At 68.2% G+C, this 14,837-nt stretch carries 15 protein-coding genes; 12 read left to right on the forward strand and 3 right to left on the reverse strand.

Annotation, left to right across the window (positions count from 1 at the left end):
* Positions 1–5 precede the first annotated feature (5 nt).
* Both ACFOYW_RS06765 and ACFOYW_RS06770 read left to right on the forward strand, forming a co-directional pair.
* Complete coding sequence (locus ACFOYW_RS06765) at positions 6–488, forward strand: hypothetical protein (RefSeq protein ID WP_390228043.1); 483 nt, start codon at positions 6–8, stop codon at positions 486–488.
* Positions 485–1,420 (forward strand): bifunctional riboflavin kinase/FAD synthetase, encoded by a 936-nt coding sequence (locus ACFOYW_RS06770; protein WP_390228044.1) that lies wholly within the window; start codon positions 485–487, stop codon positions 1,418–1,420. The genes ACFOYW_RS06765 and ACFOYW_RS06770 overlap by 4 nt, the downstream gene beginning before the upstream one ends.
* Positions 1,421–1,514: 94 nt before the next feature.
* Here ACFOYW_RS06770 and ACFOYW_RS06775 read toward each other — a convergent pair whose 3' ends face one another.
* Complete coding sequence (locus ACFOYW_RS06775) at positions 1,515–2,777, reverse strand: MFS transporter (RefSeq protein ID WP_390228045.1); 1,263 nt, start codon at positions 2,775–2,777, stop codon at positions 1,515–1,517.
* A gap of 138 nt (positions 2,778–2,915) precedes the next feature.
* On the opposite strand from ACFOYW_RS06775, the gene ACFOYW_RS06780 reads away from it, so the two are divergent.
* The 5 genes from ACFOYW_RS06780 (at position 2,916) to ACFOYW_RS06800 (ending at position 7,638) form a co-directional block, all read left to right on the forward strand.
* Positions 2,916–3,764, forward strand: coding sequence for a LysR family transcriptional regulator (locus tag ACFOYW_RS06780; protein WP_390228046.1), 849 nt, complete (start codon positions 2,916–2,918; stop codon positions 3,762–3,764).
* Between the two features lie 46 nt (positions 3,765–3,810).
* Positions 3,811–4,335, forward strand: coding sequence for a GDSL-type esterase/lipase family protein (locus ACFOYW_RS06785; RefSeq protein WP_390228047.1), 525 nt, complete (start codon positions 3,811–3,813; stop codon positions 4,333–4,335).
* A 90-nt stretch (positions 4,336–4,425) separates the two neighbouring features.
* Positions 4,426–4,890, forward strand: coding sequence for a hypothetical protein (locus tag ACFOYW_RS06790; protein WP_390228048.1), 465 nt, complete (start codon positions 4,426–4,428; stop codon positions 4,888–4,890).
* Positions 4,891–4,956: 66 nt separating this feature from the next.
* Positions 4,957–5,295, forward strand: coding sequence for a hypothetical protein (locus ACFOYW_RS06795; RefSeq protein WP_390228049.1), 339 nt, complete (start codon positions 4,957–4,959; stop codon positions 5,293–5,295).
* Positions 5,296–5,475: 180 nt separating this feature from the next.
* Complete coding sequence (locus ACFOYW_RS06800; protein WP_390228050.1) at positions 5,476–7,638, forward strand: DEAD/DEAH box helicase; 2,163 nt, start codon at positions 5,476–5,478, stop codon at positions 7,636–7,638.
* 7 nt (positions 7,639–7,645) lie between these two features.
* Here ACFOYW_RS06800 and ACFOYW_RS06805 read toward each other — a convergent pair whose 3' ends face one another.
* On the reverse strand, positions 7,646–7,891 hold the full coding sequence (locus ACFOYW_RS06805; protein WP_390228051.1) for a hypothetical protein: 246 nt from the start codon (positions 7,889–7,891) through the stop codon (positions 7,646–7,648).
* A gap of 79 nt (positions 7,892–7,970) precedes the next feature.
* Between ACFOYW_RS06805 and ACFOYW_RS06810 the strand changes: the two genes are divergently transcribed.
* On the forward strand, positions 7,971–8,606 hold the full coding sequence (locus tag ACFOYW_RS06810) for a CYTH domain-containing protein (RefSeq protein ID WP_390228052.1): 636 nt from the start codon (positions 7,971–7,973) through the stop codon (positions 8,604–8,606).
* A 40-nt stretch (positions 8,607–8,646) separates the two neighbouring features.
* Positions 8,647–9,672 carry a 6-phosphofructokinase gene (locus ACFOYW_RS06815; protein WP_390228053.1) on the forward strand — a complete coding sequence of 342 codons (1,026 nt, stop codon included), beginning with the start codon at positions 8,647–8,649 and terminating at the stop codon, positions 9,670–9,672.
* 53 nt (positions 9,673–9,725) lie between these two features.
* Here the strand turns inward: ACFOYW_RS06815 and ACFOYW_RS06820 are convergent, their stop codons facing one another.
* Positions 9,726–11,840 (reverse strand): S9 family peptidase, encoded by a 2,115-nt coding sequence (locus ACFOYW_RS06820; protein ID WP_390228054.1) that lies wholly within the window; start codon positions 11,838–11,840, stop codon positions 9,726–9,728.
* 24 nt (positions 11,841–11,864) lie between these two features.
* Between ACFOYW_RS06820 and ACFOYW_RS06825 the strand changes: the two genes are divergently transcribed.
* The 3 genes from ACFOYW_RS06825 to ACFOYW_RS06835 all read left to right on the forward strand — a co-directional run bounded on the left by ACFOYW_RS06825 (position 11,865) and on the right by ACFOYW_RS06835 (position 14,813).
* Positions 11,865–12,827, forward strand: coding sequence for an NADP-dependent oxidoreductase (locus ACFOYW_RS06825; RefSeq protein WP_390228055.1), 963 nt, complete (start codon positions 11,865–11,867; stop codon positions 12,825–12,827).
* Positions 12,828–13,216: 389 nt separating this feature from the next.
* Positions 13,217–14,248, forward strand: coding sequence for a Fic family protein (locus ACFOYW_RS06830; protein ID WP_390228056.1), 1,032 nt, complete (start codon positions 13,217–13,219; stop codon positions 14,246–14,248).
* Positions 14,249–14,396: 148 nt separating this feature from the next.
* Entirely contained in the window at positions 14,397–14,813 is a 417-nt protein-coding gene (locus ACFOYW_RS06835; protein WP_390228057.1) for a hypothetical protein, read from the forward strand.
* Positions 14,814–14,837: the final 24 nt, after the last annotated feature.

The following is a 14,837-nucleotide window of genomic DNA, read 5'->3' on the forward strand; positions in this document are numbered from 1 at the left end:
CCGCGATGTCCGAGTCGAAGTCCGTCACCGAGAGGCTCTCGGCCGCGATGCCGCGACTCGTCGGCACCGGCACGCTGACCGTGCTCATCGCCGTCTACCTCGTCCTGGTCATGGCGGCAGCGGGTCGTAGCGCGTTCCAGATCATCGACCACTTCTCCAAGGCGCCCGTCGCGATCTCGATCTCGGGGGCCTCCGCCCTCGTCTACATGCTCGCCACGGCGGCCCTCATCATCCATCGCGGCGTCTGGTACCGCATCGCGTGGGGCACGGTCACGATCGAGTTCGCGGGTGTCATCGTGGTCGGCGTGATCACGACATTCTTCCCCAACGCCCTCGGCCCCGATTCGGGCAACGCGTTCGGCGACACCGCAACGGTGTGGACCGTCTTCGGTCAGGGGTACTGGTTCGTGCCGCTCGTGCTGCCGCTGGCCGGCATGTGGTGGCTGCGAACGCATCCGGCGGGCATCCGCGGAAAGGCGCAGAAGTGAGGGTGTTCCACTCCGAGGCGGAGGTCGACGCCGGCTTCGGACCGAGCGCGGTGACGATCGGGAAATTCGACGGCGTGCACTCCGGGCACCGCGCGGTGATCGCACGACTCGTGACGGACGCGCAGGCCGCAGGGCTCGTCTCGACGGTCGTCACGTTCGATCGCAATCCGCTCGCCGTGATCGCGCCCGAGCACTGCCCGGACCCGCTGGTGAGCCTCGATCAGAAGCTGCGCCTGCTGGCTGAGACGGGTGTCGACGCGACGCTCGTGGTGCACTTCGACGAGGCGTTCGCCGCCATTCCGGCTGAGCGCTTCGTCACCGAGTACCTCGTCAAGGCGCTCCACGCTCAGCGTGTCTATGTGGGCAGCGACTTCCGCTTCGGCTCGGGCAACTCGGGTGACGTCGCGCTCCTCGCGCGGCTCGGCCACGAGCACGGATTCACGGTCGAGCTGATCGACGACGTCGTGGGGGTAGCGGGGGAGAGGGTGTCGTCGACGCGGATTCGTCAGCTCCTCGCGGAGGGCGACATCGCCGACGCGACTCGTCTGCTCGCGCATGAGCCCGCGGTGCGCGGACTCGTCGTGCACGGGGCCAAGCGCGGCCGCGAACTCGGGTTTCCGACGGCAAATCTCTCGCCGGAGTCCGAGGGGTTGATTCCTGCCGACGGCATCTATGCCGGCTGGCTCGAGGACCATGGCACGAGGCATCCGGCCGCGATCTCCGTCGGCAACAACCCGACCTTCGAGGGCGTCCCGCAGAAGCAGGTCGAAGCGCATGTGATCGATGAGACGATCGATCTCTACGATCACGAGGTCGAGCTGACGTTCGTGGCGCGGATCCGCGGCATGGTCGCGTTCGACGGCATCGAGGCCCTCACCCGGCAGATCGCCGATGACGTGCGCGTCGCGCGAGAGCTGCTGCTCGCCGAGTAGGCCGACTGCGTCGGATGGAGACGGATGCGTCGCGCGGATGTCCGTTCGGCGCAGCTGCGTCCGTTCAGCGGTTCGGCACGGCGCCGCGGTGCGATCAGACGCGGCGGGGGTGCAGCGCGCCGCGGACCACTGACGACACGGTCTGGCCGCGGCGCTTGATGAGCACGAGGCCGGCGACGAGCGCCGTCGCGAGCGGCACTGCGCCCGAGATCGTCATGCCGACGTGCGGCCCGTATGCGTCGACGATGCTTCCCATCACGGGACCGCCGATCGACTGACCGCCGAGCTGGATCAGCACGAACACGCCCATGACCCGCCCGCGGATCGCGATGTTCGTCGACATCTGCACGAGCGAGTTGGAGGCGATGAAGTACAGCAGCTGCGCGAGCCCGGCGCCGACGAGCAGAACCCCGAAGACGGCGAGCTGCGGCGCGAGTCCGGCGAGGGCCTGGACGATGCCCAGAGCTATCGCGCCGCCGATGACCGTGCGCAGGCTGATGGAGACGCGCCGGGTGGAGAGCAGTGCGCCGCTCAACGCGCCGAGCGCCACCAGCGCGTTGAAGATGCCGTAGCCGGTCGAGCCGACGCGGTAGACGTGGTCCGCGAACGCCGTGAGCAGCACGGGCATCGTGTAGATGAACAGCGCGACCGAGGTGAGCACGATGAGCGTGAAGAGGATCTCGTCCTTCCGCGCCGCGTAGGCGAGGCCTTCGCGCAGCTGGCCCTTGTGTCGCGGAGCGGGCGGCGCGGGCAGAAGCTTCGAGCCGTCCATGCGGCTGAGTGCGAAGACCGTGCCGAGACAGGCGATGGCGTTGACGCCGAACGACCAGCCCCCGCCGATCGCCGACAACAGCACACCGCCGAGCGCAGGTCCGATGAGCGCACCCAGCTGGAAGGTCGACGAGTTCAGGCTGAGCGCATTCCGCAGCAGGGTGGGCCCGACCACCTCGGAGACGAACGACTGCCTTGCCGGGTTGTCGACGAGGGTCGCGAAGCCGCCGACGAGCGCGATGCACCAGATCATCCAGACGTGGATCGCGCCGGTGATGATGAGCACCGCCATGGTCGCTGCGAGCAGCGCCATCACGGACTGTGTGAGTTGCAGGATGCGCCGTTTCGGGTACCTGTCGGCGATGACTCCGCCGTACAGGCCGAAGACCAGCATCGGCGCGAACTGCAGTGCGACCGTGATGCCCACGTCGGCGACATTCCCCGACAGCTGCAGCACGATCCAGTCCTGCGCGATGCGCTGCATGCCCTGCGCCGTGGTCGAGACGATCTGGCCGGTCGCGTAGAGCCGGTAGTTCGGAACCTTGAGGGAGGCGAACATGTCGCGCCAGCGCGGGCGCGCACTCATGACCAGCAGTGGTTCAGTGGGAGGATTAGCGGCGCTCACAACACAGTCAACGGTAGTCGCAACGATTCGATAGTTGTTTAGAATGGTCGCAATAACTCGCATTGCGTTCCGCAATGCTGCGAGAAGAAGGCCGGCACCATGTTCGATCCGTCGCTGCTGCGCAGCTTCCTTGCCGTTGCGGAGACCGGAAGCTTCACGCGGGCAGCGCAGCGGCTGCAGCTCGCGCAGCCGACGATCAGCCAGCACGTGCGGCGGCTCGAGGGTCAGGCCGGCCGGGTCCTGGTCGACCGCGACACGCGTCAGGTGCGCCTGACCGACAACGGCGAGGCCATGGCCGGCTTCGCACGCAGCATCCTCGCCGCCCACGCGGCGGCCGACAGCTACTTCAGCGGAACAGCCATGCGCGGCCGATTGCGGTTCGGGGTGGCCGACGACTTCACCATGACGCAGCTGCCGCGCATCCTGCGCGACTTCCGTGCGCTCCACCCGCAGCTGAACCTCGAGCTCACAGTGGGGCAGTCCGGCGCCCTGCATCGCCGGCTGACCGGCGGTCAACTCGACCTCATCTTCATCAAGCAGGCGCCCGGCGGGGCGGAGGGCACGAAAGTCAGCACCGATCAGATGGTGTGGATGGGCCTCGACGGCATCCAGCTGGGGCCCGGTGAGCCCGTGCCGCTGGTCTCGTACCAAGACCCGTCGATGAGTAGGCGCATGGCCATCGATGCCCTCGAGAGCGTCGGGCGCACGTGGCGCATCACCTGCAACACGCGCGAGGTGAACGGCGTTCTCTCGGCAGTGCGCGCCGGCCTCGGGGTCGCGGTTTTCCCGCGCACGCTGATCCCCGGTGACCTCGTGAAGGTGAGCACCCGGCTCGGACTCCCCGAGGTCGGCGACGTCGACTTCACGTTGATCGCGAACCCGCATTCCGCAACGGACCCCGTCGATGCACTGAGCAGTGCCATCATGGGCCGCACGCTCGTGCGTTGAGCGGCATCGATCGGCTAGCTTTGGATACGCGATGGAGGCCCAGAACATGACCGAATCCGCCGTCACGGCATTCGTCGGCGACAGCTTGACCGAGCAGGGCGACTGGCAGTCGGTGCTGCCCGGTCAGCACGTGCTCAACTTCGGCGTCGGCGGCAACACGAGCGACGATCTTCTCGATCGCCTCGACGAGGTCGTCGCCGCAGGCCCCGCGACCGTGGTGCTCGAGATCGGCACGAATGATTTCGCGTGGCGCCTGCCCGTCGAGCAGGTCGTGGAGAACATCGAGCACGTGCTCGCCGAGCTGCGCGCGAAGCTTCCCGATTCGCGGATCGTGGTGCAGAGCATCCTGCCGCGCCAGCACGACTACGCGCACATCGTGAGGAGCGTGAACGACCAGATCGCGGCGCTCACCCCGCCGGTGGGCGGCGAGTATGTGGATGTCTGGCCGACGCTCGCCGACGACGAGGGCGGCCTGCGCCCCGAGTTCACCGTCGACGGGCTGCACCTCACCGAAGCCGGCTACGCCGCGTGGTACGGGCTGCTGCGCGAGGTCCTCGGCCGCGCCGACTAACCGCTCGCAGGCGGCAAGCCCCCCACACTGGGGAATCCGTGCGCCAGTCGTCTCCTCTACCGTCGTCTTGGGGTTGAGGAGATTCGATTTATGGCATCACGAAAGAGGCACGCCGCCATGCTGAAGAACCTCGACCCGTTGCTCACGGGTCCCCTGTTGTCCGTCCTGGATGCGATGGAGCCCGGGCAATGGCTGACCTTGACGGCGGGGCCGATCGCCACGCCGACACCCAATGAGGGCCACACCGTCGTCGACCTCGCCGACACGTCGACCGAGGCCGCGACCCAGGCGCTCCTGAGCGTCCTGCCGCTCGACACCACGGGGGTGCCGATCGTCTACCTCGACGACGCGGCCCACGCGGAGGAGCTGCCGGACGTGGTCTTCGCCGTGTGCGGCATCGCTGCCGACGCGGAGTTGCGTCGCGTTCCGATGTCGCGCCTCGACGAGCGCGACTTCGGCATGCTCGCCGCCCACGCCGCCGTCACGATCCGCTCGAACCGCGACGGAGACCCCGCCGCGTTCCTGCTCCGCAAGGGCGACTCCGTCGCCGCGTGACCCGGCTCGACCCGTGGCGTGACTCCTCGGTCTCCGTGAAGTCCGCGCCACTAGGCTGATGGCGCCATGCCACGCCCTACCAACGCCCCGCAGCCCGTTCGCCTCGCACTCGTACCCGGATTCCTCGGTGCGATCGTGTTGATGGCGGGCCTCGCGCTCGTGGGCACCAAGACGTACCACGTGTGGATCGACTATCCCGTTGCGATCCTCGCGGCCATCACCGGCTGGTTTGCGATCCAGGCCAGGCAGTGGTGGCTAGTGGTGGTCCTCGCCGCAGTGCTCGTCGTCTGGAACCCCGTGTTCCCGCTGCCCCTCGCGGGGGTGGTCGTCAGCGGCTTGAGCATCCTCGCCGCCGCCACCTTCATCGCCGCAGGCGTCCTGATCAAGGTGACCCCGCCGGCGTGACGCGCCGTGGCGCGCATTCTGTGCGCCATGAGGACTAAGATTGTGGAGCGTCGGGTTTCCGATCCGCCGCGGCCCGAGTCGCTTCTGCGATTCGTTCGTGCCGCGGGCAGGAACCCCGCACCACATCGGCCCGTTTCGGGGTGAATCCGAACAGGGCCTGCAGATCGTCCGTGGAGGCACATGTCCCAGACCGGTGAACGCGTCGCGCAGCGACGCACCGGGCGCCGTCATCAGAACAACGACGGCCTCATCCCTGTTCTCGCGCGCCGCGTGCGCGAGGTCGAAGCCAAGGCGCAGGGCGGCAAGAAGCTCGGCCCGACCAACCGCACCAAGTTCCAGGTGATCGCGCTGCTCATGCGCGAGGAGCGCGCCCGGGCGAAGTCCGACCCCGAACTGGCTGAGGCGCAGCGCGCCGAGCAGCTGAAGCGCCTCGACGGCATCGCGCAGATCCTCGCCAAGACGGCGGCGCGCGACACGAGCCTGATTCAGCTTCTCGAGACGGATGCTCCGCCGTCGGCAGCGGCCCAGACCATGCGCCGCGATTGGCTGCTCGAGGCCGGCGCCGAGATGAGCCCCGACGACCTGATCATCACGGTCGACCAGCCGAAGGTGCTAGACAACAAGCCGGTGCTCTCCGCCGAGCTCGCCGAGAAGCAGGTCGTGCCGCAGTCGGTGAAGGCGCGTCAGCTCTCGAATCCGTTCCTCGCTCCCGACTTCACCCGCTATGCCGCCGAGGCCGCGCCGTCGCCGCGCCGCCGTCTCGACTCGTGGGATGTGCTCGGGCCGCTCTTCAAGTCGTTCGAGCAGGGCGCAGGCGGTCGCATCGCCAGCATGGAGCTGCCGCCCGCACCGAAGATCGACCGGTATGCGCCGCATGGCATGGAGCTCATGCACCACCAGGCCCAGTTCGTCGAGTCGGCGCGCCTCGGCCACCGCAGCTACCTGCTCGCCGATGAGCCGGGCCTCGGCAAGACCGCGCAGTCGCTGCTCGCCGCCTCGGTCGCCGATGCCTACCCGCTCCTCGCGGTGGTGCCCAATGTCGTGAAGATGAATTGGGTTCGCGAGGTCGAGCGGTGGACGCCGCATCGTCGAGCGACCGTCATCCACGGTGACGGCGCAGGGCTCGACGCGTTCGCCGACATCGTCGTCGTGAACTACGAGGTCCTCGACCGCCACCTCGCGTGGATCGCGCAGATGGGCTTCCGCGGCATGGTCGTCGATGAGGCGCACTTCATCAAGAACCTGCACTCGCAGCGCTCGCAGCACGTGCTCGCGCTGGCAGACACGATCCGCAAGACGGCGCCGGGCGGCGAGCCGCTGCTCATCGCGCTCACCGGTACGCCGCTGATCAACGACATCGATGACTTCCGCGCGATCTGGCAGTTCCTCGGCTGGATCAAGGGCGACAAGCCGAGCCCCGAGCTGATGGACCGTCTCGAGGCGACCGGCCTCACGCCGGCCGATCACGAGTTCTACCCCGAGGCGCGCGAGGCGGTCATCGACCTGGGCATCGTGCGGCGCCGCAAGATCGACGTGGCCGCCGACCTGCCGTCGCGTCGCGTCGTCGACATGCCCGTCGAGCTCGACGACGAGCTAGGCCGCTCGATCAAGGCGGCCGAGCGCGAGCTGTCGTCCCGTCTCGTGGCGCGGTTCGAGCGTGCGCTCGCGGCCGGCGTCGGCGAGAGCTTCGAGGGCGATACGGATGCCCGGCGCGAGCACCTCATCCACGTGGTCGCACACGCCGAGCTCGAAGAGTCGAAGAGTGCGAAGTCCGGCGACAACGTGTTCACCATGGTCCGCAAGATCGGCCAGGCGAAGGCCGGTCTCGCCGCCGACTATGCCGCACAGCTCGCCCGCTCGACCGGCAAGGTCGTGTTCTTCGCGAAGCACATCGACGTCATGGACCAGGCAGAGGCGCTCTTCGCGGCCCGCGAGCTGAAGTCGGTGTCGATCCGGGGCGACCAGAACGCGATCGAGCGGCAGCGTTCGATCGACGCGTTCCAGAACGACCCGGAGGTGTCGGTCGTCGTCTGCTCGCTCACCGCGGCGGGCGTCGGCATCAACCTTCAGGTCTCGTCCAACGTCGTGCTCGCCGAACTGTCCTGGACATCGGCGGAGCAGACTCAGGCCATCGACCGCGTGCACCGCATCGGTCAGGAGGAGCCGGTCACCGCGTGGCGCATCGTGGCCGCGCAGACGATCGACTCGAAGATCGCCGAGCTCATTGACGCGAAGCAGGGCCTCGCCCTGCGTGCGCTCGACGGGATCGAGGTCGAGCCGGGCTCCGAGACCTCCGTTCAGCTCGACGCGCTGGTCGGCCTGCTGCGCGATGCGCTGAGCTGACGCCCGACTACTCGTCGTCTAAGTCGTCGAAGTCTTCGTCGTCTTCGTCGTACTCGTCGTCGGTGTCGTAACCGGTCGGGCGCTCGTCGTCGGGGAATTCGTCGTCCTCGTCGGTCGCGTCGTAGTCGTCGTCGATCTCGAGATCGTCCTCGTCGAGCACGTTGGGGTCGGGTTCGTAGTCCTCGACGTCGTCCGGTGCTTCGTCCTCAAGGTCGTCGTCGTCGTCGAAGTCATCTGTGCGACTGCCGCTCATGGGGTCAGGCTACGCCGGGCTCTTGGGCAGTTGAAGACCCGATTCGAGATCGCTCAGGGGCATGCCGCAGACTGGTCGCATGGCTGCGGGCGAGGTCGAGATCGAGCGGAAATACGACGTCTCCGAGTCGGCTGAACTGCCGTCGCTGGTGGGTGCAGGGCGTGTCGCATCAGCTGACGAGGCGGACGCGTTCGACCTTGACGCGAGTTACTACGACACCGCTGACCTCGCTCTCGGCGAGCGTCGCATCGCGGTGCGCAGGCGCCTCGGCGGCCACGACGCCGGCTGGCATATCAAGTGGGCCCCGGGCGCAGAGGGGCGCGTCGAGCAGCAGTTCGCTCTCGGCGACGACGATGAGGTGCCCGCCGAGGTGCGCGCCGCGATCGCCGACTACGTGGGAGCCGCGCCGCTGGCGCCGATCGCCCGCATCCGAAACCATCGCATTGCCACGGTCTTGCGTGATGCAGCGGGGGAGGCGCTCATCGAGCTCGCCGATGACCATGTGCACACCACGGATCTGCGCCCGGGCGAGGGTCACGGAACCGAACGGCGCTGGCAGGAGTGGGAGGTCGAACTGCTGCCGGCGGGGGCTGTGGGCGAGGCATCCGATCGCGCGGCTCTGCTCGACGCCGTCGAGGAACGACTGTTCGCAGCGGGCGCCACTCCGCCGTCATCAGGGTCCAAGCTCGCTCGTGCTCTAGGTCTCGCCCGCTAGGCCGTCAACGATCGATAGTCTCCATTCAGAAGGAGCTGCCATGCGAATCGGAATTCTGACCTCCGGCGGAGACTGCCCCGGGCTCAACGCCGTCATCAGGGGTGCCGTGCTCAAGGGTGACCGGGTCTACGGGCACGAGTTCGTCGGCTTCCGGTGGGGTTGGAAGGGCGTCGTCGAGGGCGACCTGATGGAGCTGCCGAGGCATCGCGTGCGCGGCCTCTCGAAAGAGGGCGGCACGATCCTCGGCTCGAGCCGCACCAACCCGTACGAGGCGGGCGGCGGCCCCGAGAACATCCAGAAGGTGCTCGACAAGAACGGCATCGACGCCATCATCGCGATCGGCGGCGAGGGCACGCTGACGGCCGCGCGCCGCCTCAGCGACGACGGCCTCAAGATCGTCGGCGTGCCGAAGACGATCGACAACGACATTGCGGCGACCGATTACTCCTTCGGCTTCGACACCGCTGTCGGCATTGCGACCGAGGCCATCGACCGGCTGCGCACCACCGCCGAATCGCACGCCCGCTGCATGGTCGTCGAGGTGATGGGTCGCTACGTCGGCTGGATCGCCCTGCACTCGGGCATGGCCGGCGGAGCGCACGCGATTCTCATCCCCGAGGTGCCCGCCTCGATCGAGCAGGTCTGCGAGTGGGTGGAATCGGTGCGCGACCGCGGCCGCGCGCCGGTGGTCGTGGTCAGCGAGGGCTTCCACTTCCCGACGATGGAAGGCGCCCATTCGCACAAGGGCCTCGACCCGTTCGGTCGTCCGCTGCTCGGTGGTATCGCCGACCTCATCGCGCCGATGATCGAAGAGCGCACCGGCATCGAGTCCCGGGCGACCGTCATCGGCCACATCCAGCGCGGCGGAGCGCCGAGCGCCTTCGACCGGGTGCTCGCGACGCGCCTCGGCATCGCGTCCGTCGACGCGGTTCAGGCCGGCAAATGGGGCACCATGGTGGCGCTGCGCGGAACGGATGTCGTCGACGTCAGCATCACCGAGGCGACCCGTGACTTGAACGCCGTTCCGCGCCGCCGCTGGGACGAGGCCGCGCTGCTGTTCGGCTGAGCTGACGGCGCGCGGCGCCGAACTCGTCGCCTGCTCGTAGAGCGCGTGCGCTTCTACGCTTTTCCGAGCCGGTCGAGGAGCCACGCCAGCTCCCAGGCGCGTTCGCGCCATGCGTTGTAGCGGCCCGAGACGCCGCCGTGACCCGCGACCATCTCGATCTTGAGCAGGGCGTCGGCACCGAGCGCACGCAGCCGCGCGACCCACTTGGCGGGCTCGACATAGAGCACACGCGTGTCGTTGAGGCTCGTCACCGCGAGGATCGGCGGGTAGGCGGCATCCGTTCTCAGGTTCTCGTACGGCGAGTACGACTGCATGTACGCATAGACGGATGCGTCGTGCAGGGGGTCGCCCCACTCGTCCCACTCGATGACCGTGAGCGGCAGCGACGGGTCGAGGATCGAGGTCAGGGCGTCGACGAACGGCACGTCGGCGAGGATGCCCGCGAAGAGCTGCGGCGCGAGGTTCGCGACCGCGCCCATCAGCAGCCCGCCGGCGCTGCCGCCCTCGGCGACCAGCCGGGCCGGCGTCGTCCACCCGGTGTCGATGAGGTGCTGCGCGCACTCGACGAAATCGGTGAAGGTGTTCTTCTTGGTGAGCTTCTTGCCGTCTTCGTACCAGTACCTGCCGAGCTCGCCACCACCGCGCACGTGCGCCACGGCGAACACAACACCGCGGTCGAGCAGCGAGAGCCGCGCGATGGAGAAGGAGGGGTCGATGCTGTGCTCGTACGAGCCGTAGCCGTACAGCTCGAGCGGAGCCGGTGTGCCCGGCGTCACCAGGTCGCGTCGGTAGACGAGCGAGATCGGCACGCACGTGCCGTCGGCCGCCGTCGCCCATTCGCGCCGCTGCTCGTAGCGCGCGGGGTCGTAGCCGCCGAGCACGGGCTGCTGCTTGAGCAGGCGCAGCTCGCCGGTGCCGGGCACGTAGTCGTAGATCGTCGACGGTGTCACCATCGAGCCGTAGCCGAGGCGGATCGTCGGCTGCTCCCACTCGGGGTTCCCCGCCGACTGCACCGTGTAGAGCGGCTCGTCGAATGGCACCTCGGTGAGCTCGCCGTACCCGCCGGCGTCGATCGGCAGGATGCCGAGGCGGGTGAGCCCCTCGCGGCGGTACTCGACCACCAGCCGGGCGGCGAAGGCGTCGACGCCCTCGAGTCTGACGGCCGCGTCATGCGCGATGAGCACGCGCCGCTCGGCGGAAGGGTCCGCGGCCGGCACGTCGACCAGCTCGAAGTTGAGGGCGCCGTCGTTGTGCACGATGAGCAGCCGGTCCTCGCCCGCGACGACGGCGTGTTCGACCGAGTATTCGACGCCCTCGCGACGGGGCCACACGATGCGAGGCGCCCCGGTCGGGTCATCCGTGTCGATCAGCCACGACTCGCTCGTCACGGACGAGCCGGCCGCCACCTCGATGAAGCGACGGCTGCGGCTCATGCCGGCGCCGACCCAGAAACGCTCGTCGGGCTCGTGGAAGACCTGCACATCGGCGGATGCCGGCGTGCCGACCTCGTGCCGCCATACGGTGTCAGGGCGCCACGCGTCGTCGACCGTCGTGTAGAAGACGAAGCGTGCGTCGGGAGTGAAGAATGCGCCCGACGACGTGTTCGGCACCTCGTCGTCGAGGTCCTCGCCTGTCGCCAGGTCGCGGATGCGCAGGGTGTAGCGCTCATCGCCCTCGACATCGGTCGCGTAGGCGAGCAGCCGCCCATCGGCCGACACATCGAAGCTGCCCAGCGCGAAGAAGTCGTGGCCGTCCGCCTCGACGTTCGAGTCGAACAGCACCTGCTCACCGGGCAACGCCGGTGTGTCCGCGTCGACCTCGGCCGGCCGCGGCGGCGTCCAGTCGTCGGGGCCGGCGATCGGTGCCCGGCACTGGACGCCGTACTGCTTTCCCTCGAACGATCGCCCGTAGTACCACCAGTCGCCCTCACGTGTCGGCACGCTCAGGTCGGTCTCAAGGGTGCGCGACTTGATCTCCTCGAAGATCGCTTCGCGCAGCGGCAGCAGGTGCGCATTCCGCGCCTCGGCGTATTCGTTCTCGGCGGTCAGGTGCGCGATCACCTCGGGGTCGTCTTTGGCGCGCAGCCACTCGTATTCGTCGACGACGGTGTCGCCGTGGAAGGTGCGCTCGAACGGGATCGTCTTGGGCCTCGGGGCGGACTCGGTCACTCTGTCCACGTTAGCGTTGCGGTCATGGGACGCTTCGCGAGATTCGACAGTTTCGGCGCGACGGCCGACGTTCTGCGCATCGTCGATGACGAGCCTCCGCACCCGGGTCCTGGCGAGGTTCGCGTGCGCGTGCGCGCCAACGGCCTGAATCCGGTCGACTACAAGATCATCAACTCCGGGAAGAGTGCCGCGAACTACGGCCTGACCGACCCGCATGGCACCGGGGTCGGGTTCGACCTCGCGGGCGATGTCGACGAGGTGGGCAGGGGCGTCACGCGCTTCGCCGTCGGCGACGCGGTCCTCGGCGGCCGGCGGCACGGCGCGATCGCGGACTTCGCGATCGTCCGGGTTGAGGGGGAGGGCGGCGCGGCCGCGAGCGACGTCGAGCGCGACGGCGTTCTCATCGCCAAGCCCGACACGCTCGACTACGACACGGCCGGGGCGCTCGCCGTGGCGGGGCGCACGGCGATCGCCGCCGTCGACCGCGTGGGCGCCGGCCCCGGTGACACGGTGTTCGTGAGCGCTGCTGCCGGTGGAGTGGGCGTGATCGCGAGCCAGCTCGCCGTGCTGCGCGGTGCGACGGTCATCGGAACGGCGAGCCGGGGCAATCACGAGTTCCTGCGCGAGCTGGGCGTCATCCCGATCGCCTATGGCGATGAGCTGGCGCAGCGCCTGTCGGATGCTGCGCCGCACGGCCTCACCGCCGCGCTCGACTGCCACGGGCCCGAGTCCGTCGACGCCGCACTCGACCTCGGCGTCCCGCTCGACCGGCTCAACACCATCGCCGCGCGCGGCCACCGCGGCGCGCAGGGCGTCGGCAATCCACAGGCGACGATGCAACAGTTCGCCGAGATCGTGCGCCTTGTCGCGGACGGCCGCATCGCGGTGCCGATCCAGGCGATCTACCCGATCGAGCGACTCGTCGACGCGTACGCGCGACTCGAGGCGGGCCACGTGCGCGGCAAGCTCATCGTCGTGACCGAGTAGCGCGATCCGCTGACGGCCGCCGACGGCCGCCGCGCACAACTCGGAATAAGATGGCATAAGTCCGGTTTGAGATTCATAACCCGGAATAATGGGTTCACTATTCCGGGTTAGCGAGGAGCTTCATGTACGACGAGTCGAAGCACCCACGCGGCGGGGACGCCCGGAACCCCGGGCGTTGGCCGGGCAATCCCCCATCGGACCCCCGCCCTGGCGCTCAAGGCCTCGAGCCCGAGCCCGACTGGCCTCCTCATGACTCCGAGGTTGCGCCATGGCGCAACCGAAGCGGTCGCGGAAGTCGGGCCGACCGCACGCTCACCGAAGTGACCGCTTCGATCCCGCCCTTGATTGCCGGGGAGGATTACTATCCGAGCGCGGCGGCTGCAACGTCGATGGAAGCCGCCGCGGCCGCGGTCGCAGGGCTTGAGGCCGACGCAGGGCCCGGTTCGGGAGCGATCTCGTCGTTCTTGATCCGGACCGAGTCGATCTCGTCGTCCAAGATCGAGCACGTGGAGGCCAGTACCGACGACTTCGCTCGAGCGATCGCCGGAATCAGAGCGAATGAGAGCGCAACCTCGATGGTCGCGGCTTCGCGCGCGGTCGGCAAGATGATCAACGACGCCGGAAAAGCCGGCCTGATCACACTGGACTCCATGCTGGCAGCGCACCACACGCTGATGAAGGACGATCCTCATGACCAGGCGTTCGCCGGCAAGGTTCGTGATCAGCAGAACTGGATCTTGGGCAGCGACTACTCGCCGATCGGGGCCGTACATGTTCCCCCGGTACCAGAACGAGTGGGCGAGCTGCTCGAGGATCTCATCGAGTTCAGCAACCGCGACGACATCCCAGCTATCGCTCAAGCAGCCATCGCGCACGCGCAGTTCGAGTCGATCCACCCCTTCACGGACGGCAACGGGCGCATCGGACGCGCCCTCATCGGCGCGATCCTGCGCCGGCGCGGACTGACGGTCACAACCACGCCTCCGATCGCGTCCGCCCTCGTAGCGAAGCAGCAGGACTACTTCGACATGGTGAACCGGTATCGCGACGGATACCTCGACCCGTTCATCCAAAGCATGGCCCGATCCACGCAGATCGCCAGCCAGGAAGCACGCGTCTCGGTCACGCGAATCCGCGAGCTGCCCACCGAATGGGCAGAGACGGTGAGGCCGCGATCAGGAAGTGCGGCACACACGCTGCTGTCGGTTCTGCTCGACCACCCGGTTATCAGCGCCCAGGAAGCCGAAGACCTCGGGCACGCAGCGACTTCGAGTACCTACGCGGCACTCGACCGGCTGGAAGAAGCCGGGGTCGTCCATCAGATCACGAACCGACAGCGCAACAGGGTCTGGGCAGTCAGCGCGATCACCAGCGAACTCGACGACCTCACCGCGCGGATCGCGCGCCGTGCGCGGGAATAGCTGGACGCTCGGGCGACAGCCCCGGCCGCCCCTCCAAACCAGCATTTCCTGGCGACCTGACGTAGGTCTCGCCGAGATCCATTCCGCTCTCAGGCCGCGTGGAGCAGACGTCCCGGCAACGCGCTGACTCGGGGGTCATAATTGCCGGATGATCGCGAGTGAGGTTGCTCGGCAGCTGCGTGACGCCGGGCTCGTCTGGCATCCTGCCGCAGGGGACTTCTTCCGTCTCGACGGCTCAGAATTCAGCGGTGATGAGACCTTCACGATCTCCGACATGACCGTCGAATCACACGAGTTCGACACGGGAACGATCCTCGGTTTCAACGGCACGACGGAGTGGGCACTCGACTCGGTGGCGCTCGAGCAGGCGCTCTGGGTGCCGCGCGAGGACCAGTTGCGTACTCTGCTCGGTGAGGCGTTCGTCTCGCTGCAGGCAGCCCCCGACGACCGGTGGCGCGTCACGATTCGGCAGGAAGGCGAACCGCATGAATTCGAGGCCCACGATGCCGAGTCGGCCTATGCCGCAGCTCTCCTGGCAGCGATCGATGTCTCGGCGCGCCGGTAGCCGAGCGGCCCCGTTCCCCGTTGG

This window comes from Gryllotalpicola reticulitermitis, from assembly GCF_042651345.1.
Classification (GTDB): domain Bacteria; phylum Actinomycetota; class Actinomycetes; order Actinomycetales; family Microbacteriaceae; genus Gryllotalpicola; species Gryllotalpicola reticulitermitis.

Excerpts from the sequence above, each read along its gene's own strand:
- ACFOYW_RS06765 (WP_390228043.1), top strand. The coding sequence starts at position 6 with ATGTCCGAGTCGAAGTCCGTCACCGAGAGGCTCTCGGCCGCGATGCCG.
- ACFOYW_RS06775 (WP_390228045.1), bottom strand. The coding sequence starts at position 2,777 with ATGAGTGCGCGCCCGCGCTGGCGCGACATGTTCGCCTCCCTCAAGGTT.
- ACFOYW_RS06780 (WP_390228046.1), top strand. The coding sequence starts at position 2,916 with ATGTTCGATCCGTCGCTGCTGCGCAGCTTCCTTGCCGTTGCGGAGACC.
- ACFOYW_RS06785 (WP_390228047.1), top strand. The coding sequence starts at position 3,811 with ATGACCGAATCCGCCGTCACGGCATTCGTCGGCGACAGCTTGACCGAG.
- ACFOYW_RS06790 (WP_390228048.1), top strand. The coding sequence starts at position 4,426 with ATGGCATCACGAAAGAGGCACGCCGCCATGCTGAAGAACCTCGACCCG.
- ACFOYW_RS06795 (WP_390228049.1), top strand. The coding sequence starts at position 4,957 with ATGCCACGCCCTACCAACGCCCCGCAGCCCGTTCGCCTCGCACTCGTA.
- ACFOYW_RS06800 (WP_390228050.1), top strand. The coding sequence starts at position 5,476 with ATGTCCCAGACCGGTGAACGCGTCGCGCAGCGACGCACCGGGCGCCGT.
- ACFOYW_RS06805 (WP_390228051.1), bottom strand. The coding sequence starts at position 7,891 with ATGAGCGGCAGTCGCACAGATGACTTCGACGACGACGACGACCTTGAG.
- ACFOYW_RS06810 (WP_390228052.1), top strand. The coding sequence starts at position 7,971 with ATGGCTGCGGGCGAGGTCGAGATCGAGCGGAAATACGACGTCTCCGAG.
- ACFOYW_RS06815 (WP_390228053.1), top strand. The coding sequence starts at position 8,647 with ATGCGAATCGGAATTCTGACCTCCGGCGGAGACTGCCCCGGGCTCAAC.
- ACFOYW_RS06825 (WP_390228055.1), top strand. The coding sequence starts at position 11,865 with ATGGGACGCTTCGCGAGATTCGACAGTTTCGGCGCGACGGCCGACGTT.
- ACFOYW_RS06830 (WP_390228056.1), top strand. The coding sequence starts at position 13,217 with ATGGAAGCCGCCGCGGCCGCGGTCGCAGGGCTTGAGGCCGACGCAGGG.
- ACFOYW_RS06835 (WP_390228057.1), top strand. The coding sequence starts at position 14,397 with ATGATCGCGAGTGAGGTTGCTCGGCAGCTGCGTGACGCCGGGCTCGTC.